This window comes from Streptomyces sp. MBT53 (genome assembly GCF_016654115.1).
Taxonomy (GTDB): domain Bacteria; phylum Actinomycetota; class Actinomycetes; order Streptomycetales; family Streptomycetaceae; genus Streptomyces.
In genome coordinates this window covers 1-19,798 of record NZ_JAEQAZ010000162.1, presented here as the reverse complement: position 1 = coordinate 19,798, position 19,798 = coordinate 1, and the positions used below count along the sequence as shown (strand labels likewise).

Annotated in this window: 17 protein-coding genes; 12 read left to right on the top strand and 5 right to left on the bottom strand. The window is 70.7% G+C overall.

Annotated features, from left to right (window positions below; all coding sequences use genetic code 11):
• Together JHN45_RS39235 and dusB are read right to left on the bottom strand one after the other, a co-directional pair.
• Positions 1–464 (bottom strand): hypothetical protein (locus tag JHN45_RS39235; RefSeq protein ID WP_201054301.1); only part of this gene is annotated, 464 nt, incomplete at its 3' end.
• A gap of 44 nt (positions 465–508) precedes the next feature.
• Entirely contained in the window at positions 509–1,675 is a 1,167-nt protein-coding gene (gene dusB / locus JHN45_RS39230) for a tRNA dihydrouridine synthase DusB (RefSeq protein ID WP_201054300.1), read from the bottom strand.
• A 121-nt stretch (positions 1,676–1,796) separates the two neighbouring features.
• On the opposite strand from dusB, the gene JHN45_RS39225 reads away from it, so the two are divergent.
• Complete coding sequence (locus JHN45_RS39225; RefSeq protein WP_201054299.1) at positions 1,797–3,242, top strand: MFS transporter; 1,446 nt, start codon at positions 1,797–1,799, stop codon at positions 3,240–3,242.
• A 62-nt stretch (positions 3,243–3,304) separates the two neighbouring features.
• Entirely contained in the window at positions 3,305–3,997 is a 693-nt protein-coding gene (locus JHN45_RS39220; protein ID WP_201054298.1) for a hypothetical protein, read from the top strand.
• 28 nt (positions 3,998–4,025) lie between these two features.
• Here JHN45_RS39220 and JHN45_RS39215 read toward each other — a convergent pair whose 3' ends face one another.
• Positions 4,026–4,856, bottom strand: coding sequence for a helix-turn-helix transcriptional regulator (locus JHN45_RS39215; RefSeq protein ID WP_236584604.1), 831 nt, complete (start codon positions 4,854–4,856; stop codon positions 4,026–4,028).
• A 147-nt stretch (positions 4,857–5,003) separates the two neighbouring features.
• Here JHN45_RS39215 and JHN45_RS39210 point away from each other — a divergent pair, with 147 nt between their 5' ends.
• Positions 5,004–5,756 (top strand): SDR family oxidoreductase, encoded by a 753-nt coding sequence (locus tag JHN45_RS39210; protein WP_201054297.1) that lies wholly within the window; start codon positions 5,004–5,006, stop codon positions 5,754–5,756.
• Positions 5,757–5,769: 13 nt separating this feature from the next.
• On the opposite strand, the gene JHN45_RS39205 is transcribed toward JHN45_RS39210, so the two are convergent.
• Positions 5,770–6,606, bottom strand: coding sequence for a hypothetical protein (locus JHN45_RS39205; RefSeq protein ID WP_201054296.1), 837 nt, complete (start codon positions 6,604–6,606; stop codon positions 5,770–5,772).
• A gap of 121 nt (positions 6,607–6,727) precedes the next feature.
• Positions 6,728–7,279, bottom strand: coding sequence for a cysteine hydrolase family protein (locus tag JHN45_RS39200; protein WP_200709869.1), 552 nt, complete (start codon positions 7,277–7,279; stop codon positions 6,728–6,730).
• A gap of 158 nt (positions 7,280–7,437) precedes the next feature.
• Between JHN45_RS39200 and JHN45_RS39195 the strand changes: the two genes are divergently transcribed.
• The 9 genes from JHN45_RS39195 to JHN45_RS39155 all read left to right on the top strand — a co-directional run.
• A complete protein-coding gene (locus JHN45_RS39195) occupies positions 7,438–8,055 on the top strand; it encodes a TetR/AcrR family transcriptional regulator (protein ID WP_201054295.1) in 618 nt (205 codons plus the stop codon).
• A 267-nt stretch (positions 8,056–8,322) separates the two neighbouring features.
• Entirely contained in the window at positions 8,323–9,399 is a 1,077-nt protein-coding gene (locus JHN45_RS39190; protein ID WP_201054294.1) for a hypothetical protein, read from the top strand.
• 46 nt (positions 9,400–9,445) lie between these two features.
• Entirely contained in the window at positions 9,446–10,225 is a 780-nt protein-coding gene (locus tag JHN45_RS39185) for a TIGR03936 family radical SAM-associated protein (RefSeq protein ID WP_200709872.1), read from the top strand.
• A gap of 263 nt (positions 10,226–10,488) precedes the next feature.
• Positions 10,489–14,598, top strand: a complete 4,110-nt coding sequence (locus JHN45_RS39180) for an Rne/Rng family ribonuclease (RefSeq protein ID WP_201054293.1) — start codon at positions 10,489–10,491, stop codon at positions 14,596–14,598.
• 229 nt (positions 14,599–14,827) lie between these two features.
• Positions 14,828–15,148 carry a 50S ribosomal protein L21 gene (gene rplU, locus JHN45_RS39175; protein ID WP_007381993.1) on the top strand — a complete coding sequence of 107 codons (321 nt, stop codon included), beginning with the start codon at positions 14,828–14,830 and terminating at the stop codon, positions 15,146–15,148.
• Between the two features lie 14 nt (positions 15,149–15,162).
• Complete coding sequence (gene rpmA / locus JHN45_RS39170; RefSeq protein WP_019063244.1) at positions 15,163–15,417, top strand: 50S ribosomal protein L27; 255 nt, start codon at positions 15,163–15,165, stop codon at positions 15,415–15,417.
• Between the two features lie 106 nt (positions 15,418–15,523).
• A complete protein-coding gene (obgE, locus tag JHN45_RS39165; protein WP_200709874.1) occupies positions 15,524–16,960 on the top strand; it encodes a GTPase ObgE in 1,437 nt (478 codons plus the stop codon).
• A gap of 198 nt (positions 16,961–17,158) precedes the next feature.
• Entirely contained in the window at positions 17,159–18,709 is a 1,551-nt protein-coding gene (locus tag JHN45_RS39160) for an alkaline phosphatase (protein WP_201054292.1), read from the top strand.
• A gap of 96 nt (positions 18,710–18,805) precedes the next feature.
• Positions 18,806–19,798 (top strand): hypothetical protein (locus tag JHN45_RS39155; protein ID WP_201054291.1); only part of this gene is annotated, 993 nt, incomplete at its 3' end.

Sequence of the window (19,798 nt, the reverse complement as noted above, 5' to 3'; positions counted from 1 at the left end):
TCCTGCGCTTCGTCGAAGCGGGCGCGGGCGTCGGCCTCTCCGAGGGAGATCCGCCACAGCGCCCGGTTCACGCGCGTCGCGGCCTTCAGGACGGCCTGCGCCGCCTCGGCGGTGTCGGGAGGCCCTTCGAGAACGACGACCCGGACGCTGTGCATGAACGGGTCGTAGGCCTCGCGCAGTTCCGTGCGCAGTTCCTCGATCCGGTTCAACAGCCGCTCCGGGTCGGCGATCTGGACGAACGCGTCGATGACCCGCCTGTACAACTCGCCGGTGACATGGGCGTGCGCCATGAGATCCAGATAGGCGGCGCGTCGCAACTCCCGTACCCGGCCGCGCCATTGAGCCTCCGCGGACGCCTCCGCCTGCACCCTCGCCGCGCGCACGTTGCCCAGATTGGTCACCCAGCCCGCCAGCACCGCCGTACCGCCGGTGAAGGCCGCGACCCACACCGCGCTGTCCTCCATGGCGGCAAGTGTCGAGGAGCCCACCGACCCCTGTCGAGATCGCCTCAGCCGCCGGACGTGTCCAGCTCCGCGTCCTCGCCGATCCCCGCGCAGTCGTATGGGTCCTTCAGCCAACCGTCGGGCAGCACCACCCTGTTGTTGCCCGACGTACGGCCGCGGGGCCCGTCCGCGCCTGTGGGCCAGGGCTGGTCGAGGTCCAACTCGTCGAGGCCGGAGCGGAGTTCGGCCAGCGAGGACGTGATGGCGAGGCGCTTGCGCATCTCGCTGCCGACCGCGAAGCCCTTCAGGTACCAGGCGACGTGCTTGCGGAAGTCGATGACCCCGCGCGCCTCGTCCCCGATCCACTCACCCAGCAGCGTCGCGTGCCGCACCATGATGTCGGCGACCTCGCGCAACGACGGCTTCAGGACGTCCTGCTCACGCCCCTCGAACGCGGCCACGAGGTCCGCGAACAGCCACGGCCGCCCCAGGCACCCGCGCCCGACCACGACCCCGTCGCACCCGGTCTCCCGCACCATCCGCAGCGCGTCCCCGGCCGACCAGATGTCGCCGTTGCCGAGCACGGGGATCTCCGGCACATGCTCCTTCAGCCGGGCGATGGCGTCCCAGTCGGCGGTGCCGCCGTAGTGCTGGGCGGCGGTGCGGCCGTGCAGGGCGATGGAGGTGACGCCCTCCTCGACGGCGATACGGCCCGCGTCGAGGAAGGTGATGTGGTCGTCGTCGATGCCCTTGCGCATCTTCATGGTGACGGGCAGGTCACCGGCCCCGCTGACGGCCTCGCGCAGGATCGCCCGCAGCAGGTTCCGCTTGTACGGCAGCGCGGAGCCGCCGCCTTTGCGGGTGACCTTCGGCACCGGGCAGCCGAAGTTGAGGTCGATGTGGTCGGCGAGGTCCTCATCCGCGATCATGCGGACGGCCTTGCCGACGGTCGCGGGGTCCACGCCGTACAGCTGGATCGAGCGCGGCTTCTCGGTCGCGTCGAAGTGGACCAGCTGCATGGTCTTCTCGTTGCGCTCGACCAGCGCCCGGGTCGTGATCATCTCGCTGACGAACAGGCCCTTGCCCCCGCTGAACTCCCGGCACAGGGTACGGAAGGGCGCGTTGGTGATCCCGGCCATGGGGGCCAGGACGACGGGCGGCGAGACGGTGTGCGGGCCGATCTGCAGGGGCGGTACGGCCGGGGGCGCGGGCAGGGACACGGGCGTGGACATTCCTCCATTGTGGCGCACGGCTTCCGGTGCCCGCGGACGGAGCGGTGGGCGGGCGACGGCCGGAGATCATGTAGCGGTCATTAGTTAGACGCACTATCGAGTTTCGCGTACGATGGTTCGCATGCCCGAGCTCAGCCACCGCCGCCGCATGCTGGTGCTCGCGATCTGCTGCATGAGTCTGCTGATCGTGAGCCTGGACGTGACCATCCTGAACGTCGCGCTGCCCGCGATGCAGACGGATCTGCACGCCTCGACCTCCGGTCTGCAGTGGACGATCGACGCGTACACCCTGGTCCTCGCCTCCCTGTTGATACTGGCGGGCTCCACCGCCGACCGGATCGGCCGCAAGCGGGTCTTCATCGTCGGCCTGGTGGTCTTCAGCGTGGGCTCGCTGCTCTGCTCCCTCGCACCCGACCTGAACGCGCTGATCTGGTTCCGCATGATCCAGGCGGTCGGCGGCTCGATGCTCAACCCGGTCGCGATGTCGATCATCACCAACACCTTCACCGAGCCGCGCGAGCGGGCCCGGGCGATCGGCGTGTGGGGTGCGGTCGTCGGCATATCGATGGCCGCCGGACCGCTGATCGGCGGGCTGCTCGTGGACTCGGTCGGCTGGCGCTCGATCTTCTGGATCAACCTGCCGGTGGGCGTCGCCGCGCTGCTGCTCACGCTGAGGTTCATCCCCGAGTCACGCGCGCCCAAGGCCCGCCGTGCCGACCCGGTCGGCCAGCTCCTGGTGATCGCGCTGTTCGGCTCGCTGACGTACGCGATCATCGAGGCGCCCAGCTCCGGGTTCACCGCGATCCTGCCCTTCGCGGTCCTCGCGCTGGTCGCCCTCGTCGGCCTCGTCTGGTACGAGCCGCGGCGCGACGAACCCCTCATCGACCTGCGCTTCTTCCGCTCGGCGCCGTTCAGCGGGGCCACGGTGATCGCGATCAGCGCGTTCTCGGCACTGGGCGGCTTCCTGTTCCTGTCCACGCTGTATCTGCAGAACGTGGTCGGTCTGGACGCGCTGCACGCCGGGCTGTGGATGCTGCCGATGGCGGTCCCGACGTTCCTGTGCGCGCCGATCTCAGGCCGGCTGGTCGGCAGTCGCGGACCTCGAATACCCCTCCTGATCGCGGGCTCCGCGATGACCGTGAGCGCGCTGCTGTTCGCCGGGTTCGAGGCGGAGACGTCCAACGTGACGCGCTTCATCGGATACCTGCTGTTCGGCATCGGCTTCGGCTTCGTGAACGCGCCGATCACCAACACGGCCGTCTCCGGCATGCCGCGCGCCCAGGCGGGAGTCGCGGCGGCCGTCGCCTCCACGAGCCGCCAGTTGGGCCAGACCCTCGGCGTCGCGGTGGTCGGCGCGGTGCTGGCCTCCGGGGTCGGATCGTCGTCGTACAAGGACACGTTCGTGTCGGCGGCACGTCCCGGGTGGTGGATTCTCGTGGTGTGCGGCCTGGCCGTGCTGGTACTGGGCGCGCTGACCAGCGGCGCCTGGGCCCGCCGAACCGCCGAGCGCACGGCCGAGAAGCTGTCGTCCGTCGAGGTGCGCGAGGCGGCCGGGATCACTGCTTAGGAGTCGTCCGGCCGTGTGATCCTTCCGTTGTCAGTTGTCGGTGGGGTCAGTAAATTGCGCAGATGTCCGATGCGATGGTCATGCGCTGCTCGGGGTGGACGTTCTCGTTCGACGGAAGGTCGTTGACCCTCACCCGGCGGGGTACGCCGTGGCGCCACAAGCGGGTCGAGCACCTGCCGCTCGGGCGGCTGCGCGCCTGCTATCTCCGCCACTCGGAGAGCCACGGCCTCGAAAGTCATGACTTCTGGCTGGTGTACGACACCGACGTGGTGCTGGTCGGCCTCAGTCCGCAGTTCTACGAGGGCGACGCCCACTGGTTCGCCAAGTACCTCAGCGAGGCGATCTGCGAGCGGCTGCGGCGGATCTTCGAGCACACCATCGGGCTCGGTCCGCACCCCGAGGCGGAACTCCTCCAGGTCGTCCGGCCGGCGCTGCGGCTCGATCCGTACACCTACAGCATGGGCGACATCCCCCGGCGGCTGACCGCGCTGCGCAAGGACGACTACCTGGAGTCGGGCCATCGGATACCCGGTCCGAGCCGGCCCTCCGACTTCCAGATCAACCACCATCACGCGCTGCACCACGAGAGACCGGACTTCGAGAACTGGTGGACCTTCGTCGAGTACGTCCGCGAGGGCTACGAGCCGGTGGACGAACCAGGCTGGGAGGAGGTCGTGGAGGATCTGGGGCGGGGGCGGGAGTTCATGACCCTGAGCAACCCGAGGTTCAACCGGTCGGGATATCCGAGGACTTGAGACTTGACGCGGCGGAGACAGTCCGGGGTCACTTCTCCAGCGCGATCGCGTGCAGCCGCTCCAGCCGTTGCCTCGACTCCTCGTCCACCGGTGCGTACGTCACCATTCGCGGGCCTCGCGAAGGGCCGAGCCACAGGTCGGTGTGGTCGACGGTGAGGCGGCCGACGTGGGCGTTGCGGAACTCCTTGCGGCGGGGGCTGGCGCCCAGCACCTCGTGGCGGTCCCAGACCTCGCAGAACTCGGGGGACGTGTGCAGCCGCTTGAGCAGGGTCTTCCAGGTGGGGTCGGCGAGATGGTCGGCCATCGAGCCCCGGAAGCGGGCGGCCATGAGCCGCTGGCTCTTCTCCAGGTGCACGATCGAGGACCGCCACTCCTGGTGCGTGTAGGAGAGGATCATGCAGTTGCGGTCCTCGGGCGGCACCGCGTCCAGGTCGCACAGCAGCATTCCGTAGGTGCGGTTGTAGGCGAGGATGTCGTAGCGGGCGTTCTGGAGGCAGGCCGGGATGGGGTCGAGCTGGTCCAGCATCGACTGCAGCGCGGGGGTGACGACCGGGCAGTCGGTGGCCGGCTGCGGATCGATCGCGTCGGCCAGCTGGAACAGGTGGCTGCGCTCGCTGCGGTCGAGCAGCAGGGTGCGGGCGAGAGCGTCGAGGACCTGGACGGAGACCTGGATGTCCCGGGCCTGTTCGAGCCACGTGTACCAGGTGACGCCGACCGCGGCGAGCTGCGCGACCTCCTCGCGGCGCAGCCCGGCGACCCGGCGCACCCCGGAGCTGGGGAAACCCACCTCCGCGGGCGTCAGCCGGGAGCGCCGCGCCCGTAGGAACTCGCCGAGCGCGTATCCGTCCGTACCGTCCATTCCGAAAGCGTACGGCGACCCCGCTTCCTGGGAGTGGCGCACCCAGGAAGGCCCGTCCTGCCGCTCCGGCGCTATCCCGCCGATGCTCGGAGGGCGCGGTGGAACACGGCCGCGTGGACCGGTTTCCGCTGCTGCGAAGGGCTCCCCATGACCACCACCACCGTCCCGTCCGGCTCCCGTGCAGGCAAGGTCGTCCTCGTCACCGGCGCGAGCAGCGGTATCGGCGAGGCCACGGCCCGGCTGCTGGCCGCGGCCGGCCACCGGGTGGTGCTCGGCGCCCGGCGCGCCGACCGCCTCGCCGCCGTGGCCGAGGAGATCCGGGCGGACGGGGGTACGGCCGACCACCACGAGCTGGACGTGACCGACCTGGAGAGCGTGCGGGCCTTCGTCGGGGCCGCGCGGGAGTCCTACGGCCGTGTCGACGTGCTGGTCAACAATGCGGGGGTGATGCCGCTGGCGCTGCTGGAGGCGCTGAAGGTCGACGAGTGGAACCGCATGATCGACGTCAACATCCGCGGGGTGCTGCACGGCATCGCGGCCGTGCTGCCCGTGATGCGTGAGCAGGGCGCGGGGCACATCGTGAACGTGGCCTCCGTCGCCGGACATCGCGTCGACCCCGCCGCGGCCGTCTACTGCGCCACCAAGTTCGCCGTCCGCGCCCTCTCCGAAGGGCTCCGGCAGGAGAGCCGCGACCTGCGCGTCACCGTGGTCAGCCCCGGCCTCACCCGCAGCGAACTGACCGACGGTATCAGCGACTTGGGCATGCGCGCGGTAGCCGAGGACATGATGGCCGTCGCGATCCCCGCCGCCGCGATCGGCGAGGCGATCGTCTACGCCGTCAACCAGCCCGCCGAGGTCGACGTCAACGAGATCGTCGTACGGCCGACGGCGCAGAGCTGAAGTCCCGGTCGGTTCAAGGGAGTTTGCTTGCGGTCGCGGACGGTGGCGGGTAACTCGGGTGCAGGGAAGCCGAGAGCGGGGCCAGTGTCGCGCACAGCGCCGTGGGGAACCCGGGCTCCACGCGTTGTACCGCCTTGCAGCCCCCGGTCGAACTCGCCGTGATCGTCTTCCAACCGGCGGGCTCGGCGCGGAAGAACACGCGGTCGCCAAGACTGGACGTGCACCCGGACGGGGTCGCCGTCGTGTCGCCGCAGACCGGGCCCGTACGCCAGGAGAAGTCGATGACCAGCCACTTTCCGTCGCAGTGCTCCGCGTCGCGGTAGCTGTGCTCGGGGGCGTCGGCCGCGATCATCGCCTGCTCGTAGGAGGCGGTGGTGCAGCCGGTGGCCGGCGGGTGGCAGCCGAGTTCTCCGCACAGGCGCAGTGCGGGCAACTGGGCGCCGTCGGCGGTGAATTGGGTGGAGCTGTCGACTATCAGTTCTCTGTTTCCCAGGGCTTCGGGCAGTCGGAGCTTCGTCGAGGCCGTGCCTTCGCCGGTGCAGCCGGAGCGCCTGTCCCCGGACGGCGAGGAGAAGGTGATCTGGACCCACACGTACTTCGGCGAGGAGTCGGTGAACGCGGCCTTGAACGCCCGCACGCACGGTCGCTTGCCCTTGGGCACCTGGGCGGTCAGGGTCAACGTGCGCCGGTCGTCGGCGAGTTGGGCCGCGGTCACCGCAGAGGGCTGCGCCAGGGTCCAGGGCAGCGACAGGGTCGATGCCGCGCTGTTCGCGTCGCTCGTGTCACCGGCCACCCGCGTCCCGCATCCGCCGAGCAGCAGCAGGGCCACGGCGCAGAGTGCGGCGGCCATGGCCGCCCTCCGAGTACCGCCTGGTCGTCTTCGCACGAGTGCTCAATCCCCCCGGATCGCACCGACGTTGACTCCGGTCCATCGAGCGTCGGCGTCAAGTACGGGGATCAATATAGGGAGTTCAGTGTGCGGCGCCCCACTCCGCCACCGTCGTCACGTCCGCCTGCATCGGGAACACCTTCTCCGTGAGGACCCGGTGCACCTCGGGGTCGTTGTCGAGGCAGCCGTCGGACAGGACGGTGAGCGTGAAGTCCAGATCGGACGCCTGGCGGAGCGTCGACAGGACGACGCCGCTGGTGGCGATGCCCGTCAGGACCAGGTGGTCGATGTCGTTCGCCCGCAGCACCATGTCGAGGTCGCTGCCGGCGAACGCGCTGACACGGCGCTTGGTGACGAGGATGTCGCCGGGTTCGGGAGCCACGTCCGGGTGGATCTCGTTGGCCTGGGCGGCGGCGGCCGGCATCTGGACGCCCGCGAGCCTGCCGAACATCTTGTTGCGGGCGCTGACCTCGGGGGCGCCGGGGCGGAAGCCGACGGTCACGTAGATCACGGGGACGGCGTCCGCGCGGGCCGTGTCGATCGCCTTGCGCAGGCGCGGCAGATAGGCCGGGTCGGGGTAGCGGTCGACGATGACGCGTTGGACGTCCATGACGAGGAGGGCTTGCTTGGACACCGTTGTCCTTTCGGACGGGAGAGCCGGACGGGAGGGCCGGACGGGAGGGCACGTCTGAACTGGGCTGGCTAAGTCATCACGTGATTACTTGCTTAACGTAACCATGCCCTGTAGTCATGTCAACGAGTGATTACTTGACCTGCCTGAGGAGGCTGCCGGTGGAGACGAGCGAGGCCGACGGACCCCGGCGGCGGGACGCGGCGGCGACCCGGCAGGCGCTCCTGGAGGCCGCGAGCAGCCGGTTCACCCGGCTCGGGTACGACCGCACGACACTGCGCGACGTGGCCGCCGACGTCGGGGTCAACCTGGCGCTCATCAAGCGGTACTTCGAGTCGAAGGAAGGGCTGTTCAAGGCTGCGCTCGCGTCAACTCCCCGATTTCTGGGGCGTGATGAGCACTTCCCGCAGGACCGGGAAGCTCTCGCCGAGGCGCTCAGTCACCAACTCTCCGCCGGCGCCTGGCCGGAGTTCGGCGAACACCCGGTGCTGATGCTGCTGCGCGGCTCCGGCGACGAACGCGTGGACGCGCTGCGCCGCAAGGCCCTCGACGACTTCGGCCGGCAGATCCTCGCGGCGTCCGGCGGGGAACCGGCGGGTGAGGACGACGACAAACGGCTGCTGCGGGCGCAGCTCCTGGTCGCCCTCGGCGTCGGCGTCGCCGTCGTACGGTCCGCCGTAGGTCTGCGGCCCCTGCGTGACGCGACCGCCGGTCAACTGGCCGCGCCCCTGCGGGAGATCGTCGACGCACTGCTGACGCCACCTGCCGACGACCGCTGAACTCCCGAGCTGGACGCCGTCGCGGGACTGAAGGGGCGGCGGGTTCTGGAGAGCGGGCACCGACCCGTCGCCACCCGCGAGGAGTTCGTACGACACCTCGTCGACTGGGCGGCTGCATGGTCGTCGTCAGTGGGGTCGGCGGGCGGCTCGTGGAGGCGGTGCTCGGCCGTGCCCGGGAACTCGGTCTCCCGCGCGGACACGTATCCGTGACCCATGAGGAGGGCGTCGTACCGCATCCGTATGGGGTGTTGAGGCGTCTTGACTGATATGGACGTCCCTGTGAAGTTCGAGAAACCGGCCGCGCAGCCCGCGCCGCAGTCGCCCGAGGGGTGTCTCGTCGTCGCGATCCGTGTTCCCGTGCGGATCGTCGTGCTCGTGCTGGTCGTGCCGGTGAGGGTGGTGTGGGACGCGCTGGTGGTCGGCGGGCGGTTCCTGTGGCGGACCGTGCTGCGGCCGGTGGGGCGGGCGTTGTTCGTGTGGCCGTTGGTCGCGTTGTGGCGGTACGTCGTCGTACCCGGCGCCAAGGCGGTCGGATGGCTCGTGAATGTGCTCGTCCTCGTGCCTCTGGTCTGGCTGTACCGGTATGTGCTGACCCCGGTCGGGCACGCTCTCGGCTGGAGCGCCCGGCGGATCGGGAACGGCCTGGCGTGGGTGTACGCGCGCGTGCTCACTCCCGTCGGTCACGCGTGCGTGTGGGTCGTCGACGGGGTGGCCGCCGGCCTGGCCTGGCTCGGGCGGTATCTGCTCGTCGTACCCGCCGGGTGGCTGTACGCCTGGGTGCTCGCCCCGGTCGGGCGCGCGGTCGCCTGGTGCGGGCGGGGGCTGATGTGGCTGGCGAGGGCTGTCGGTACCGGTGTCGGTGTCGTCCTCTACTGGACGGCCCGGATCCTGCTCGTGCTGCCCGCGATCGCGCTCTGGCGCTGGGTCCTGGCACCGGTCGGGCGGGTCCTGGCCGTCGTGGGGCGGGAAGTGTGGGACGCCCTCGGGCACGCCTGGCGGATCGCCGGGCACATCTCGCTCGCCGTGGGACGGGCACTCGCGACCCTCTTCCGGTGGATCTTCGTGGCGCCGGTGAGCTGGGTGTACCGGACCGTCCTCACCCCGGTCGGACACGTCGTACGGGACCTGGTGCTGCGGCCCGCCGCCGAGGCCGCGCGGGCCGTGGGCCGCGTCACCCGGCAGGCGCTGACCGCGGCGCGCGAGTCCGCCCGGCAGGCGCGGGTCGACTTCCGGCGGATGGTCTTCGGCGAGCCCGGGCAGCCGCAGCCGGTGGAACGGCGGGAACCGATGGGCGACGAGACACGTACTCTTGGTAGAAGTACGACCGTTCTCACGAAGGACTAGGACACTGGGCAAGCGACAGCCCGAAGGCCCGCCGCCCGCACCCGCGGTGCAGCGCATCCGACTGCGCTACACCAAGCGCGGCCGCCTCCGGTTCACCAGCCACCGAGACTTCCAGCGCGCCTTCGAGCGTGCGCTGCGCCGCGCCGAGGTGCCGATGGCGTACTCGGCCGGGTTCACACCGCACCCGAAGGTGTCGTACGCCAATGCCGCACCCACCGGCACGGGCAGTGAGGCGGAATACCTGGAGATCGCGCTCACCGCCGAGCGCGACCCCGACAAGCTGCGCGAGCTGCTCGACGAGTCGATGCCCATCGGCCTCGACATCGTCGACGCGGTCGAGGCCCGGACCTCCGGGCTCGCCGACCGGCTCACGGCTTCCGTGTGGGAGCTGCGGCTCGACGGGGTGGCTCCCGAGGACGCCGAGCGCGCGGTGGCCGCGTTCAACGCGGCCGAGAGCGTCGAGGTCCAGCGCATGGCCAAGAACGGCATGCGCACCTTCGACGCCCGCTCCGCCGTGGCGAGCCTCGAAGCGTCTTCTGAGACGCTTAGTCCACAGGCTGATAGGCCTACCGACCAGGCCTGTGCGATACTGCGGCTGGTTGTTCGGCACGTGACGCCTGCCGTTCGACCCGACGACGTCCTGTCCGGTCTTCGCGCCGTGGCCGACCTGGCGCCGCCGGTCGCCGCAGCGGTGACCAGGCTGGCGCAGGGGCTGTTCGATGAAGAGACCGGCACGGTGACCGACCCGCTCGCGCCCGACCGCGAGGCAGCAGTGACCGGGAATCCCACGGTCGCCGAAGCTGCCGCCGCGAAGGCGCCGGCGTAGGGAAGGTTCCGCGTAGGGACGGACGTCGTAGCGCCGCCCTCGGACTCGGGAGCCACCTGGGTCGGGCAGCGCACCGACCACAAGACTTTCGCCAGGCCGTCCGCAACTGGGCGTACGGAACCGGCGAGACAGGACACAGAGAGCTCCCGTGCGGCGCCCGCGCCCCGGACGGCGGCACCGCGCAACGCGCGAGCCGCGGACGTCACCGGCATCCAAGCCGGACCAGGCGCGGCGCCCGGGAGCCTGACGGGAGAAACGCCCGCATGCTCGAACCGACCGAACCCATCGAGGGTTCCGAACCGAACACCCCCAGCGACACGCTGCCGCCGCGCCGTAGGCGCCGCGCCGCGTCTCGCCCGGCGGGACCGCCGACCGCCCCCGAGGGCGCGGTCGAAAGCAGCGCTCCGGCCATACCGGCCGAGGTGAGCGACGAGAAGAACGAAACCGACGAGAGCGTCGTCGAGGTCACCGGGTCCGTTGAGGCCGAGGTGACCGAAGTGACCCCGGAGGCGCCCGTCGTCGTAGCGGCCGTAGAGGCCGTGGAAGAGGGCGCGCCCGCGGGGCGTACGCGCCGTCGTGCGACCCGGCGGGTGTCCGCGCCCGCCGGTGCGCCCGAGGCGAGTGCGGTGCCCGAGGCGGCCGAGATCGTGGTGCCGGCTGGTGCCGCCACCGCACCCGAAGAGACCACCGTGGCGGAAGAGGCCGCGCCTGCCGCGCCTGTCGCCCCTGTCGTTTCCGACGAGGACGCGGCTCCGCGCCGGACCCGTCGTCGTGCCACGCGCAAGGTGACCGCGCCCGAGGCTGTGGTGGAGCAGGCGGAGGCGCCTGTCGCTCCGGCCGTCGTCGAGGAAGCCGTGGCTGTGGAAGCTCCGGTGGAAGAGGCGGCGCCCGCGGGGCGTACGCGCCGTCGTGCGACCCGGCGCGCCTCCGCGCCCGCCGGTGCGCCGCAGGCGGCCGAAGCCCACGAGAGCACCGAAGCGGCTGAAGCGACCCCAGCGCCTGCTGCCGCCGCCGTCGCAACCGAAGTGACCGAAGTGACCGAAGGTGCCGCGCCCGCTGCGTTCGACGAGGATGCCGCGCCGCGCAGGAGCCGTCGTCGCGCCACGCGCCGTGTGTCCGCGCCTGCCGGGACGCCCGTGGGCGAGGAGGCCCCTGTGAACGACGAGACCGCCGCGGACGCCGCGGAGCCGAACACCACCGCCGACGCTCCCGCCGAGGACTCCGGGCCGCGTCGTCGGCGCCGGGTCGTGCGGACCGCGGCCGGCGGGTTCTCCGCGCCCGCGCCCAAGAACGGCAACGCCGCTGAAGAGGACGAGGGGCCGCGTCGGCCCGCGCGACCCGCCGTGGCCGTGTTCCGGGCGCCCGTCTTCACCGAGCCGATGTTCCAGACGCCGGAGCGGGCTGCCGCCGCCGCTGCCGAGGCGGTGGAGGACGACGAGGAAGAGATCGCCGTCGTCGCCGAGCCCGTGGCCGTGGAAGTCGTGGAGGAAGAGACCGGTGGGCGTCGTCGGCGCCGTCGCCGGGGGGCCGCCTTCGAGGCCGAGCCCGTCGCTGCGGCCGTCGTCGAGACCGTCGTCGCCGAGGAGGAGCCGGAGGAGGCCGACGAGGCCGCCGAGGACTCCGCCGACGGTGACGAGACCGAGGAGACCGGTTCGCGCCGCCGCCGTCGCCGTGGCGGCCGTCGCCGTCGCCGTGGCGAGTCCGCCACCGGTGAGGACGAGGCCGAGGACGGCGAGGAGTACGCCGCCGAGCAGGCCGCCGAAGACGCCGAGGACACCGCCGAGCAGGTCGAGGAGGACGCCGAGGAGGCGGACGAGGACCAGGGCGGTTCCGGATCGAGCAGCAGCCGTCGCCGGCGCCGTCGGCGTCGTCGCGCCGGTGACTCGGGAGGCGAGAGCGAGTCGGTCTCGTCCTCGGACGACCCCGAGCGCACCGTCGTCAAGGTCCGCGAGCCGCGCGCCAAGAAGGACGAGCACCCCAGCGACGAGGTGCAGTCCATCAAGGGCTCGACGCGCCTCGAGGCCAAGAAGCAGCGCCGCCGCGAAGGCCGCGAGCAGGGGCGCCGGCGCGTCCCGATCATCACCGAGGCGGAGTTCCTGGCCCGCCGTGAGGCCGTCGAGCGTGTGATGGTCGTGCGGCAGAGCGGTGAGCGCACGCAGATCGGCGTCCTGGAGGACGGCGTGCTCGTCGAGCACTACGTCAACAAGGAGCAGTCGACCTCGTACGTCGGCAACGTCTACCTGGGCAAGGTCCAGAACGTGCTGCCCTCCATGGAGGCCGCGTTCATCGACATCGGCAAGGGACGCAACGCCGTCCTGTACGCCGGTGAGGTCAACTTCGAGGCGCTCGGCATGGCCAACGGGCCGCGCCGCATCGAGTCCGCCCTCAAGTCCGGCCAGTCGGTCCTCGTACAGGTCACCAAGGACCCGATCGGCCACAAGGGCGCGCGTCTGACCAGCCAGGTCTCCCTCCCGGGGCGTTACCTCGTGTACGTCCCCGAGGGCTCGATGACCGGCATCAGCCGCAAGCTGCCCGACACCGAGCGGGCCCGGCTGAAGACCATCCTCAAGAAGATCGTCCCCGAGGACGCGGGCGTCATCGTGCGCACCGCCGCCGAGGGCGCGAGCGAGGACGAGCTGAGCCGTGACGTCGAGCGGCTGCAGGCGCAGTGGGAGGACATCCAGAAGAAGTCGAAGAGCGGCGGGAGTTCGAACGCCCCGACGCTGCTGTACGGCGAGCCGGACATGACCGTCCGCGTCGTGCGCGACATCTTCAACGAGGACTTCACCAAGGTCATCGTCAGCGGTGACGAGGCGTGGGACACCATCCACGGCTATGTCTCGCACGTCGCCCCCGACCTCGCCGACCGGCTGTCGAAGTGGACGTCCGAGGTCGACGTGTTCGCGACGTACCGCATCGACGAGCAGCTGATGAAGGCGCTGGACCGCAAGGTCTGGCTGCCGAGCGGCGGTTCGCTGGTCATCGACAAGACCGAAGCGATGATCGTGATCGACGTCAACACCGGCAAGTTCACCGGTCAGGGCGGCAACCTCGAAGAGACCGTGACCAGGAACAACCTGGAGGCGGCCGAGGAGATCGTGCGCCAGCTGCGGCTGCGCGACCTGGGCGGCATCGTCGTCATCGACTTCATCGACATGGTCCTGGAGTCCAACCGGGACCTCGTCCTGCGGCGGCTCCTGGAGTGCCTGGGCCGTGACCGTACGAAGCACCAGGTCGCCGAGGTCACCTCGCTGGGCCTCGTGCAGATGACCCGCAAGCGCGTCGGACAGGGCCTCCTGGAGTCCTTCTCCGAGACCTGCGTCCACTGCAACGGCCGCGGTGTCATCGTGCACATGGAGCAGCCGACCTCGGTCGGTGGCGGCGGCAAGCGCAAGCGGCGCGGGCGTGGTGGCGACGGGCAGGACGCCCACGACACGCACGACGGTCACGAGACGCACGACCACGACCACGAGTCGGACGAGGTCGAGACCGAGGCGGAGGTGGCGGCCGAGGTCGCCATGCCGGTGCCGTTCGCGGAGACCGAGTTCCGGCCCGACGAGGACCTGTACAGCAGTGCCGCCGAGGCGGAGGCCGCGGCCACCCGTGGGCGTTCGCGGCGCCGGACGAGCCGGCGGGCGTCGGCTCCGGCCGGTGCGCCGAGGGCGGAGTCGCGGGATTCGCGTGACGCGCGGCAGCCGCGTGAGGTCCACGAGGCGCGTGAGGAGGCCGAGCCGGCCGTCGTCGCGCAGGCCGAGCCCGTCGCCGTGGAGGACCCGGTGGTCGAGGCTCCGGTGGCTGCCGAAGCCCCTGTCGCCGAGGTCGTCGACGACGCCGCGCCCAAGGGCCGTACGCGCCGTCGTGCGACCCGTAAGGCGACCGCGCCCGCCGGGTCTCCGGCGGGGTCCGAGGAGGCCGCCGTGGTGACGGTCACCGAGGCCGCCGCGCCGGTCGTCGTCGAGACGCCCGCCCCGGCTCCGGCCGCGGTCGAGCAGCCCGAGGCGCCCGCCGAGAGCGCGGCCCCGGCCCGCCCGCGGCGTCGTGCCGTGCGCAAGGCCACCGCGCCCACCGCGTCCGAGGAGGCGGCCGTCGTGGTCGTACCGTCGGCCGTGACGGCGGAGGAGGCCCCGGCCGCCGTGGAAGCGGACGCCGAGGCCGAGGCTCCGGCCAAGAAGACGGCCGCGCGCAAGGCCGCCAAGAAGGCCCCGGCGAAGAAGGCGGTCGCAAAGAAGGCGGCGGCGACCAAGACCGCGGCCAAGAAGACGGCCGCGAAGAAGACGACGGCCAAGAAGGCCGCCAAGACCACGTCGAAGAAGACCGCGGCGGCGGAGCAGACGAGCCCGTCCTCCGTCATCGCCTCCACCGACGAGGGCTGAACCCCGGGCGGGTGCGGCCGGTCCGTGTGACCGGCCGCACTCCCCACGGGCCCGGTTTGACCCGTTCGGCCGCGGCCCCGTAACCTTGACTGTCGGCGTGTCCACTGGTGACACGCCACATCCCCGTAAACCTCTTCCTCCCGGGTGTGTTCCACCGGGAGAGGCCGTCTGCTCTGCAGGGCGGCTGGACTGCGGGGGTGCCGTTCCCGAGCGAGAGAGTGAGATCCGCGTGTACGCCATCGTGCGCAGCGGTGGTCGCCAGCACAAGGTTGCTGTCGGCGACATCGTTGAGGTTGACAAGATTTCCACTGCCAAGGTTGGCGACACCGTAGAGCTCTCTACGCTGCTCGTTGTCGACGGCGACGCTGTGACCAGCGACCCGTGGGTCCTGGCCGGCATCAAGGTTCAGGCCGAGGTCGTGGACCACCACAAGGGCGTCAAGATCGACATCCTTCGCTACAAGAACAAGACCGGTTACCGCCGTCGTCAGGGCCACCGCCAGCAGTACACGGCGATCAAGGTCACTGAGATCCCCGCGGCTGCGAAGTAAGGGACTGAGGAGAGATGGCACACAAGAAGGGCGCATCGTCCACCCGGAACGGTCGCGACTCCAATGCCCAGCGGCTCGGCGTGAAGCGCTTCGGCGGTCAGGTCGTCAACGCGGGTGAGATCCTGGTCCGCCAGCGCGGCACCCACTTCCACCCCGGTTCGGGCGTCGGCCGTGGCGGCGACGACACGCTGTTCGCGCTGAACGCCGGTGCGGTGGAGTTCGGTACGCACCGTGGCCGCAAGGTCGTGAACATCGTTCCGGTCGCCTGATCGGAAGCTTTCGCGAGGCGGACCTCACTTCCCCTGGTGGGAAGCGGGTCCGCCTTTCGCGTGTTAGTACAAAGACACACCCCGTATGTAACTGGAGGCACATCCCATGACCACCTTCGTGGACCGCGTCGAGCTGCATGTCGCCGCGGGTAACGGAGGCCACGGCTGTGCCTCCGTCCACCGTGAGAAGTTCAAGCCGCTCGGCGGCCCGGACGGCGGCAACGGCGGAAGGGGCGGTGACGTCATCCTCATCGTCGACCAGTCCGTGACCACGCTGCTCGACTACCACCACTCCCCGCACCGCAAGGCCACCAACGGCAAGCCCGGCGAGGGCGGCAACCGCTCAGGCAAGGACGGCCAGGACCTGGTCCTGCCGGTGCCGGACGGCACGGTCGTGCTCGACGGCGCGGGCAACGTGCTCGCCGACCTGGTCGGCCACGGCACCTCGTACATCGCCGCGCAGGGCGGCCGGGGCGGCCTCGGCAACGCGGCTCTCGCGAGCGCCCGCCGCAAGGCCCCCGGCTTCGCGCTGCTCGGTGTCCCCGGTGACCTCCAGGACATCGTCCTGGAGCTGAAGACGGTCGCCGACGTGGCTCTCGTGGGCTACCCGAGCGCCGGCAAGTCCTCGCTGATCTCCGTGCTGAGCGCGGCCAAGCCGAAGATCGCCGACTACCCCTTCACGACCCTCGTCCCGAACCTGGGCGTCGTCACGGCCGGCGAGACGGTCTACACGATCGCCGACGTTCCCGGACTCATCCCCGGCGCCAGCCAGGGCAAGGGCCTGGGCCTCGAGTTCCTGCGCCACGTCGAGCGGTGCAGCGTCCTCGTGCACGTCCTGGACACCGCGACGCTGGAGTCCGAGCGCGACCCGATCTCCGACCTCGACATGATCGAGGAGGAGCTGAAGCAGTACGGCGGTCTCGGCAACCGGCCCCGCATGGTCGTCCTGAACAAGATCGACGTACCGGACGGCAAGGATCTCGCCGAGATGGTGCGCCCCGACCTGGAGGCGCGCGGCTACCGCGTCTTCGAGGTGTCGGCCGTCGCCCACACGGGACTGCGTGAACTGTCCTTCGCCATCGCGGAGTTCGTCGCCGCGTCGCGGGCGGCGAAGCCTCAGGAGGAGGCGACCCGGATCGTCATCCGCCCGAAGGCGGTCGACGACAGCGGCTTCACCGTCGTACAGGAGGAGGACGGTCTCTTCCGCGTGCGGGGCGAGAAGCCCGAACGCTGGGTGCGGCAGACCGACTTCAACAACGACGAGGCCGTCGGCTATCTCGCCGACCGGCTCAACCGCCTCGGTGTGGAGGCCTCGTTGATGAAGGCGGGCGCCCGCTCCGGCGACGGCGTCGCGATCGGTCCCGAGGACAACGCGGTCGTCTTCGACTGGGAGCCGACCGTCATGGCCGGCGCGGAGATGCTGGGCCGGCGTGGTGAGGACCACCGGCTCGACGAGCCGCGGCCCGCGACGCAGCGCCGTCGGGACAAGCAGGCCGAACGGGACGAGGCGACGCAGGAGTTCGAGGAGTTCAAGCCCTTCTGAACCGTCGGCGTGGCACTCACTCTGACGGACCGTCAGGCGTAACCGAACCTGGCTGAGACCCGTTGCTCCCGGAGCAACGGGTCTCTTGCTGTGTGCCGATTTGTCATGGACGCGATACCTACTGTTCAGCAGGCGGGACTCCGCGCACTGTGAGGCTTCCAAGTGACCCAAGAGGCCAACGTCGCAAGGGAGTTCACGATGACCGGAGCCGTATCACCCGATCGACGACGTTTTCTCGCGGCCGGCGCGGCGGTGCTCGGGGCCGCCGCCTCCGCCCAGTTGTGGCTGCCGACCTCCGCCCGGGCAGCCGAAACCCCGCTGCCCGACGGTGTGTTCAGCCTCGGCATCTCCTCCGGCGACCCGCTGCCCGACGGCATCGTGCTGTGGACGCGGCTCGCCCCGGACCCGCTGCACGGCGGCGGGATGCCCGACCAAGTGGTCCCCGTGGAGTGGGAGATCGCGGAGGACGACCGTTTCAGAAAGCACGTGCGCCGCGGAGTGGCACCCGCCCGGCCCGAGTACGGGCACAGCGTTCACGTGGATGTACGGGGACTGCGCCCGGGCCGCGACTACTGGTACCGCTTCCGCACGAGCGGCCAGCTCTCGGCCACCGGCCGCACCCGCACCGCCCCGCACGCGAACAGCTCCGGCGGCCGGCTCCGCGTCGCGCTCGCCTCCTGCCAGAACTGGCAGAACGGCTACTTCACGCCGTACGCCGACATGCTCGCCCAGGACCCCGACTTCGTGCTCTTCGTCGGCGACTACATCTACGAGTCGGCGCCCTCGAACGCGGGGCCGCGCCGGCACGAGGGGACCGGGGAGCCGTACAGCCTGGTGCAGTACCGCAACCGGTACGCGCAGTACCGCAGCGACCCGGACCTGCTGGCGATGCACGCCAACACGCCCTGGGTGGTGACCTTCGACGACCACGAGGTCGACAACGACTGGGCGGGGGAGGTCCCGCAGGATCCCGACAAGCAGTCGCACGACGCGTTCGTGGCGCGGCTGACGGCGGCCTTCCAGGCGTACTACGAGCACATGCCGGTGCGCGCGAGCGCCGTGCCGGACGGGCCGCACATCCAGATGTACCGGCGCCTCGAATTCGGCCGCCTGATGCGGCTCAACGTCCTGGACACCCGGCAGTTCCGCAGCGACCAGGCGACCACGCAGGCGGGCGCCGAGGACCCGTCGATGACGATGATGGGCGCCGCGCAGAAGGAGTGGCTGCTGCACGGGCTGCGCAACTCGCCCGCCCGCTGGAACGTCGTCGCCTCGCAGATCATGATGGCCGAGACGGACACCCTGCTCGGCGCGGGCAAGCAGTGGTTCTACGACGCCTGGGACGGCTACCAGGTCGAACGCAACGCCCTGCTGGAGGACTTCAGGAGCGTCCGCAACCCCGTGGTGCTCAGCGGCGACCGGCACCTGACGATGATCAGCGACCTCAAGGAGGACTTCGCCGACCCGGACTCGGCCGTCGTCGGCGCCGAGTTCGTCGGCACGTCCATCTCCAGCAACGGCGACCAGGACCAGGCCGCCTTCCACGCCCAGTGGGACCCGCTGATGGCGGACAACCCGCACTGGAAGGTGATCGACGCCCACCGCGGCTACCACCTGTTCGACGTCCGGCGCGACGGCATCGACGCGAAGGTGCGGGTCGTGGACACCGTCGTGAAGCCCACGGCCACCCCGAGCACCTACGCCTCGCTCCGCGTCGAGGCGGGCGATCCCGGGGTCCGGGTGGTCTGAGTTTCGTGAACCCTGTGTGACCGGAGCCTGGGACTCATCTGTGTCCCAGGCTCCTCTCAGGTCAAACTCAGGAACAACTCTTACCTTCCGTTAACCATGGAGACGGACTGTATTAAGGAAGCGCTGCCCTCCGGGACCCGGCTGCTGCACATCGGACCGCACAAGACCGGGACCACCGCCATCCAGGGCGCGCTGTTCGCCGCGAAGGACGCGATGCCCGAGCACGGTGTCGACTTCCCCGCGCACAGCAGACACCCGATGGAAGCGGCCCTCGCCGCCTGCGCCCGGCCCGCGATGATGGGCGACGTCGTGCCCACCGACAAACACTGGACCCGCCTCCTCGACGCCGTGCGCGCCACCGGCGACCGCACCTCGGTGATCAGCAGCGAGTTCTTCGCCGACGCCGAGGACGACGAGACCATCGCCCGGATCGTGGAGCAGCTCGGCGGCGAGCGCGTGCACATCCTGATCACCCTGCGCCCGCTGGCGAGGATCATGCCCTCGCAGTGGCAGCAGTACGTGCAGAACGGCCTGCGCATGGGCTATGACAACTGGCTGGAGCACATGCTCCGCAAGGCGCCCTACGAGCAGCCCAACCCCAGTTTCTGGCGGCGGCACCGGCACGACCGGCTGGTGGAGCGCTGGACCCGGGCCGTGGGCCCCGAGCGGGTCACGGTCGTCGTGGTCGACGACGGCGACCGGGACGGGCTGCTGCGCACCTTCGAGGCGCTGCTCGGGCTGCCCGCGAATCTGCTGCGGCCGGTTCCGGACGCCGCGAACCGCTCTCTCACCCTCGCCGAGACCGAAATGCTGCGAAAGCTCAATGTGGAATTCCGCGGCAATGGGCTCCCCGACGAGCTGTATTCCAAGCTCGTGCGCAACGGCGCGGTCATGCATATGAAGAATTCGTGCAGCCCGACCCCGCAGGACGTGAAGATCACCACGCCCCGGTGGGCCGTCGAGGCGGCGGGCGAGATCGGCGCCGAGATGGCCGGCACCATCGCCGCCACGGGCGTCCGGATCGTCGGCGACACCGCGCTCCTGTCCGCCGTACCGAAGGTGTCCGAGCAGGTGCCCGCGGCGCCGCGG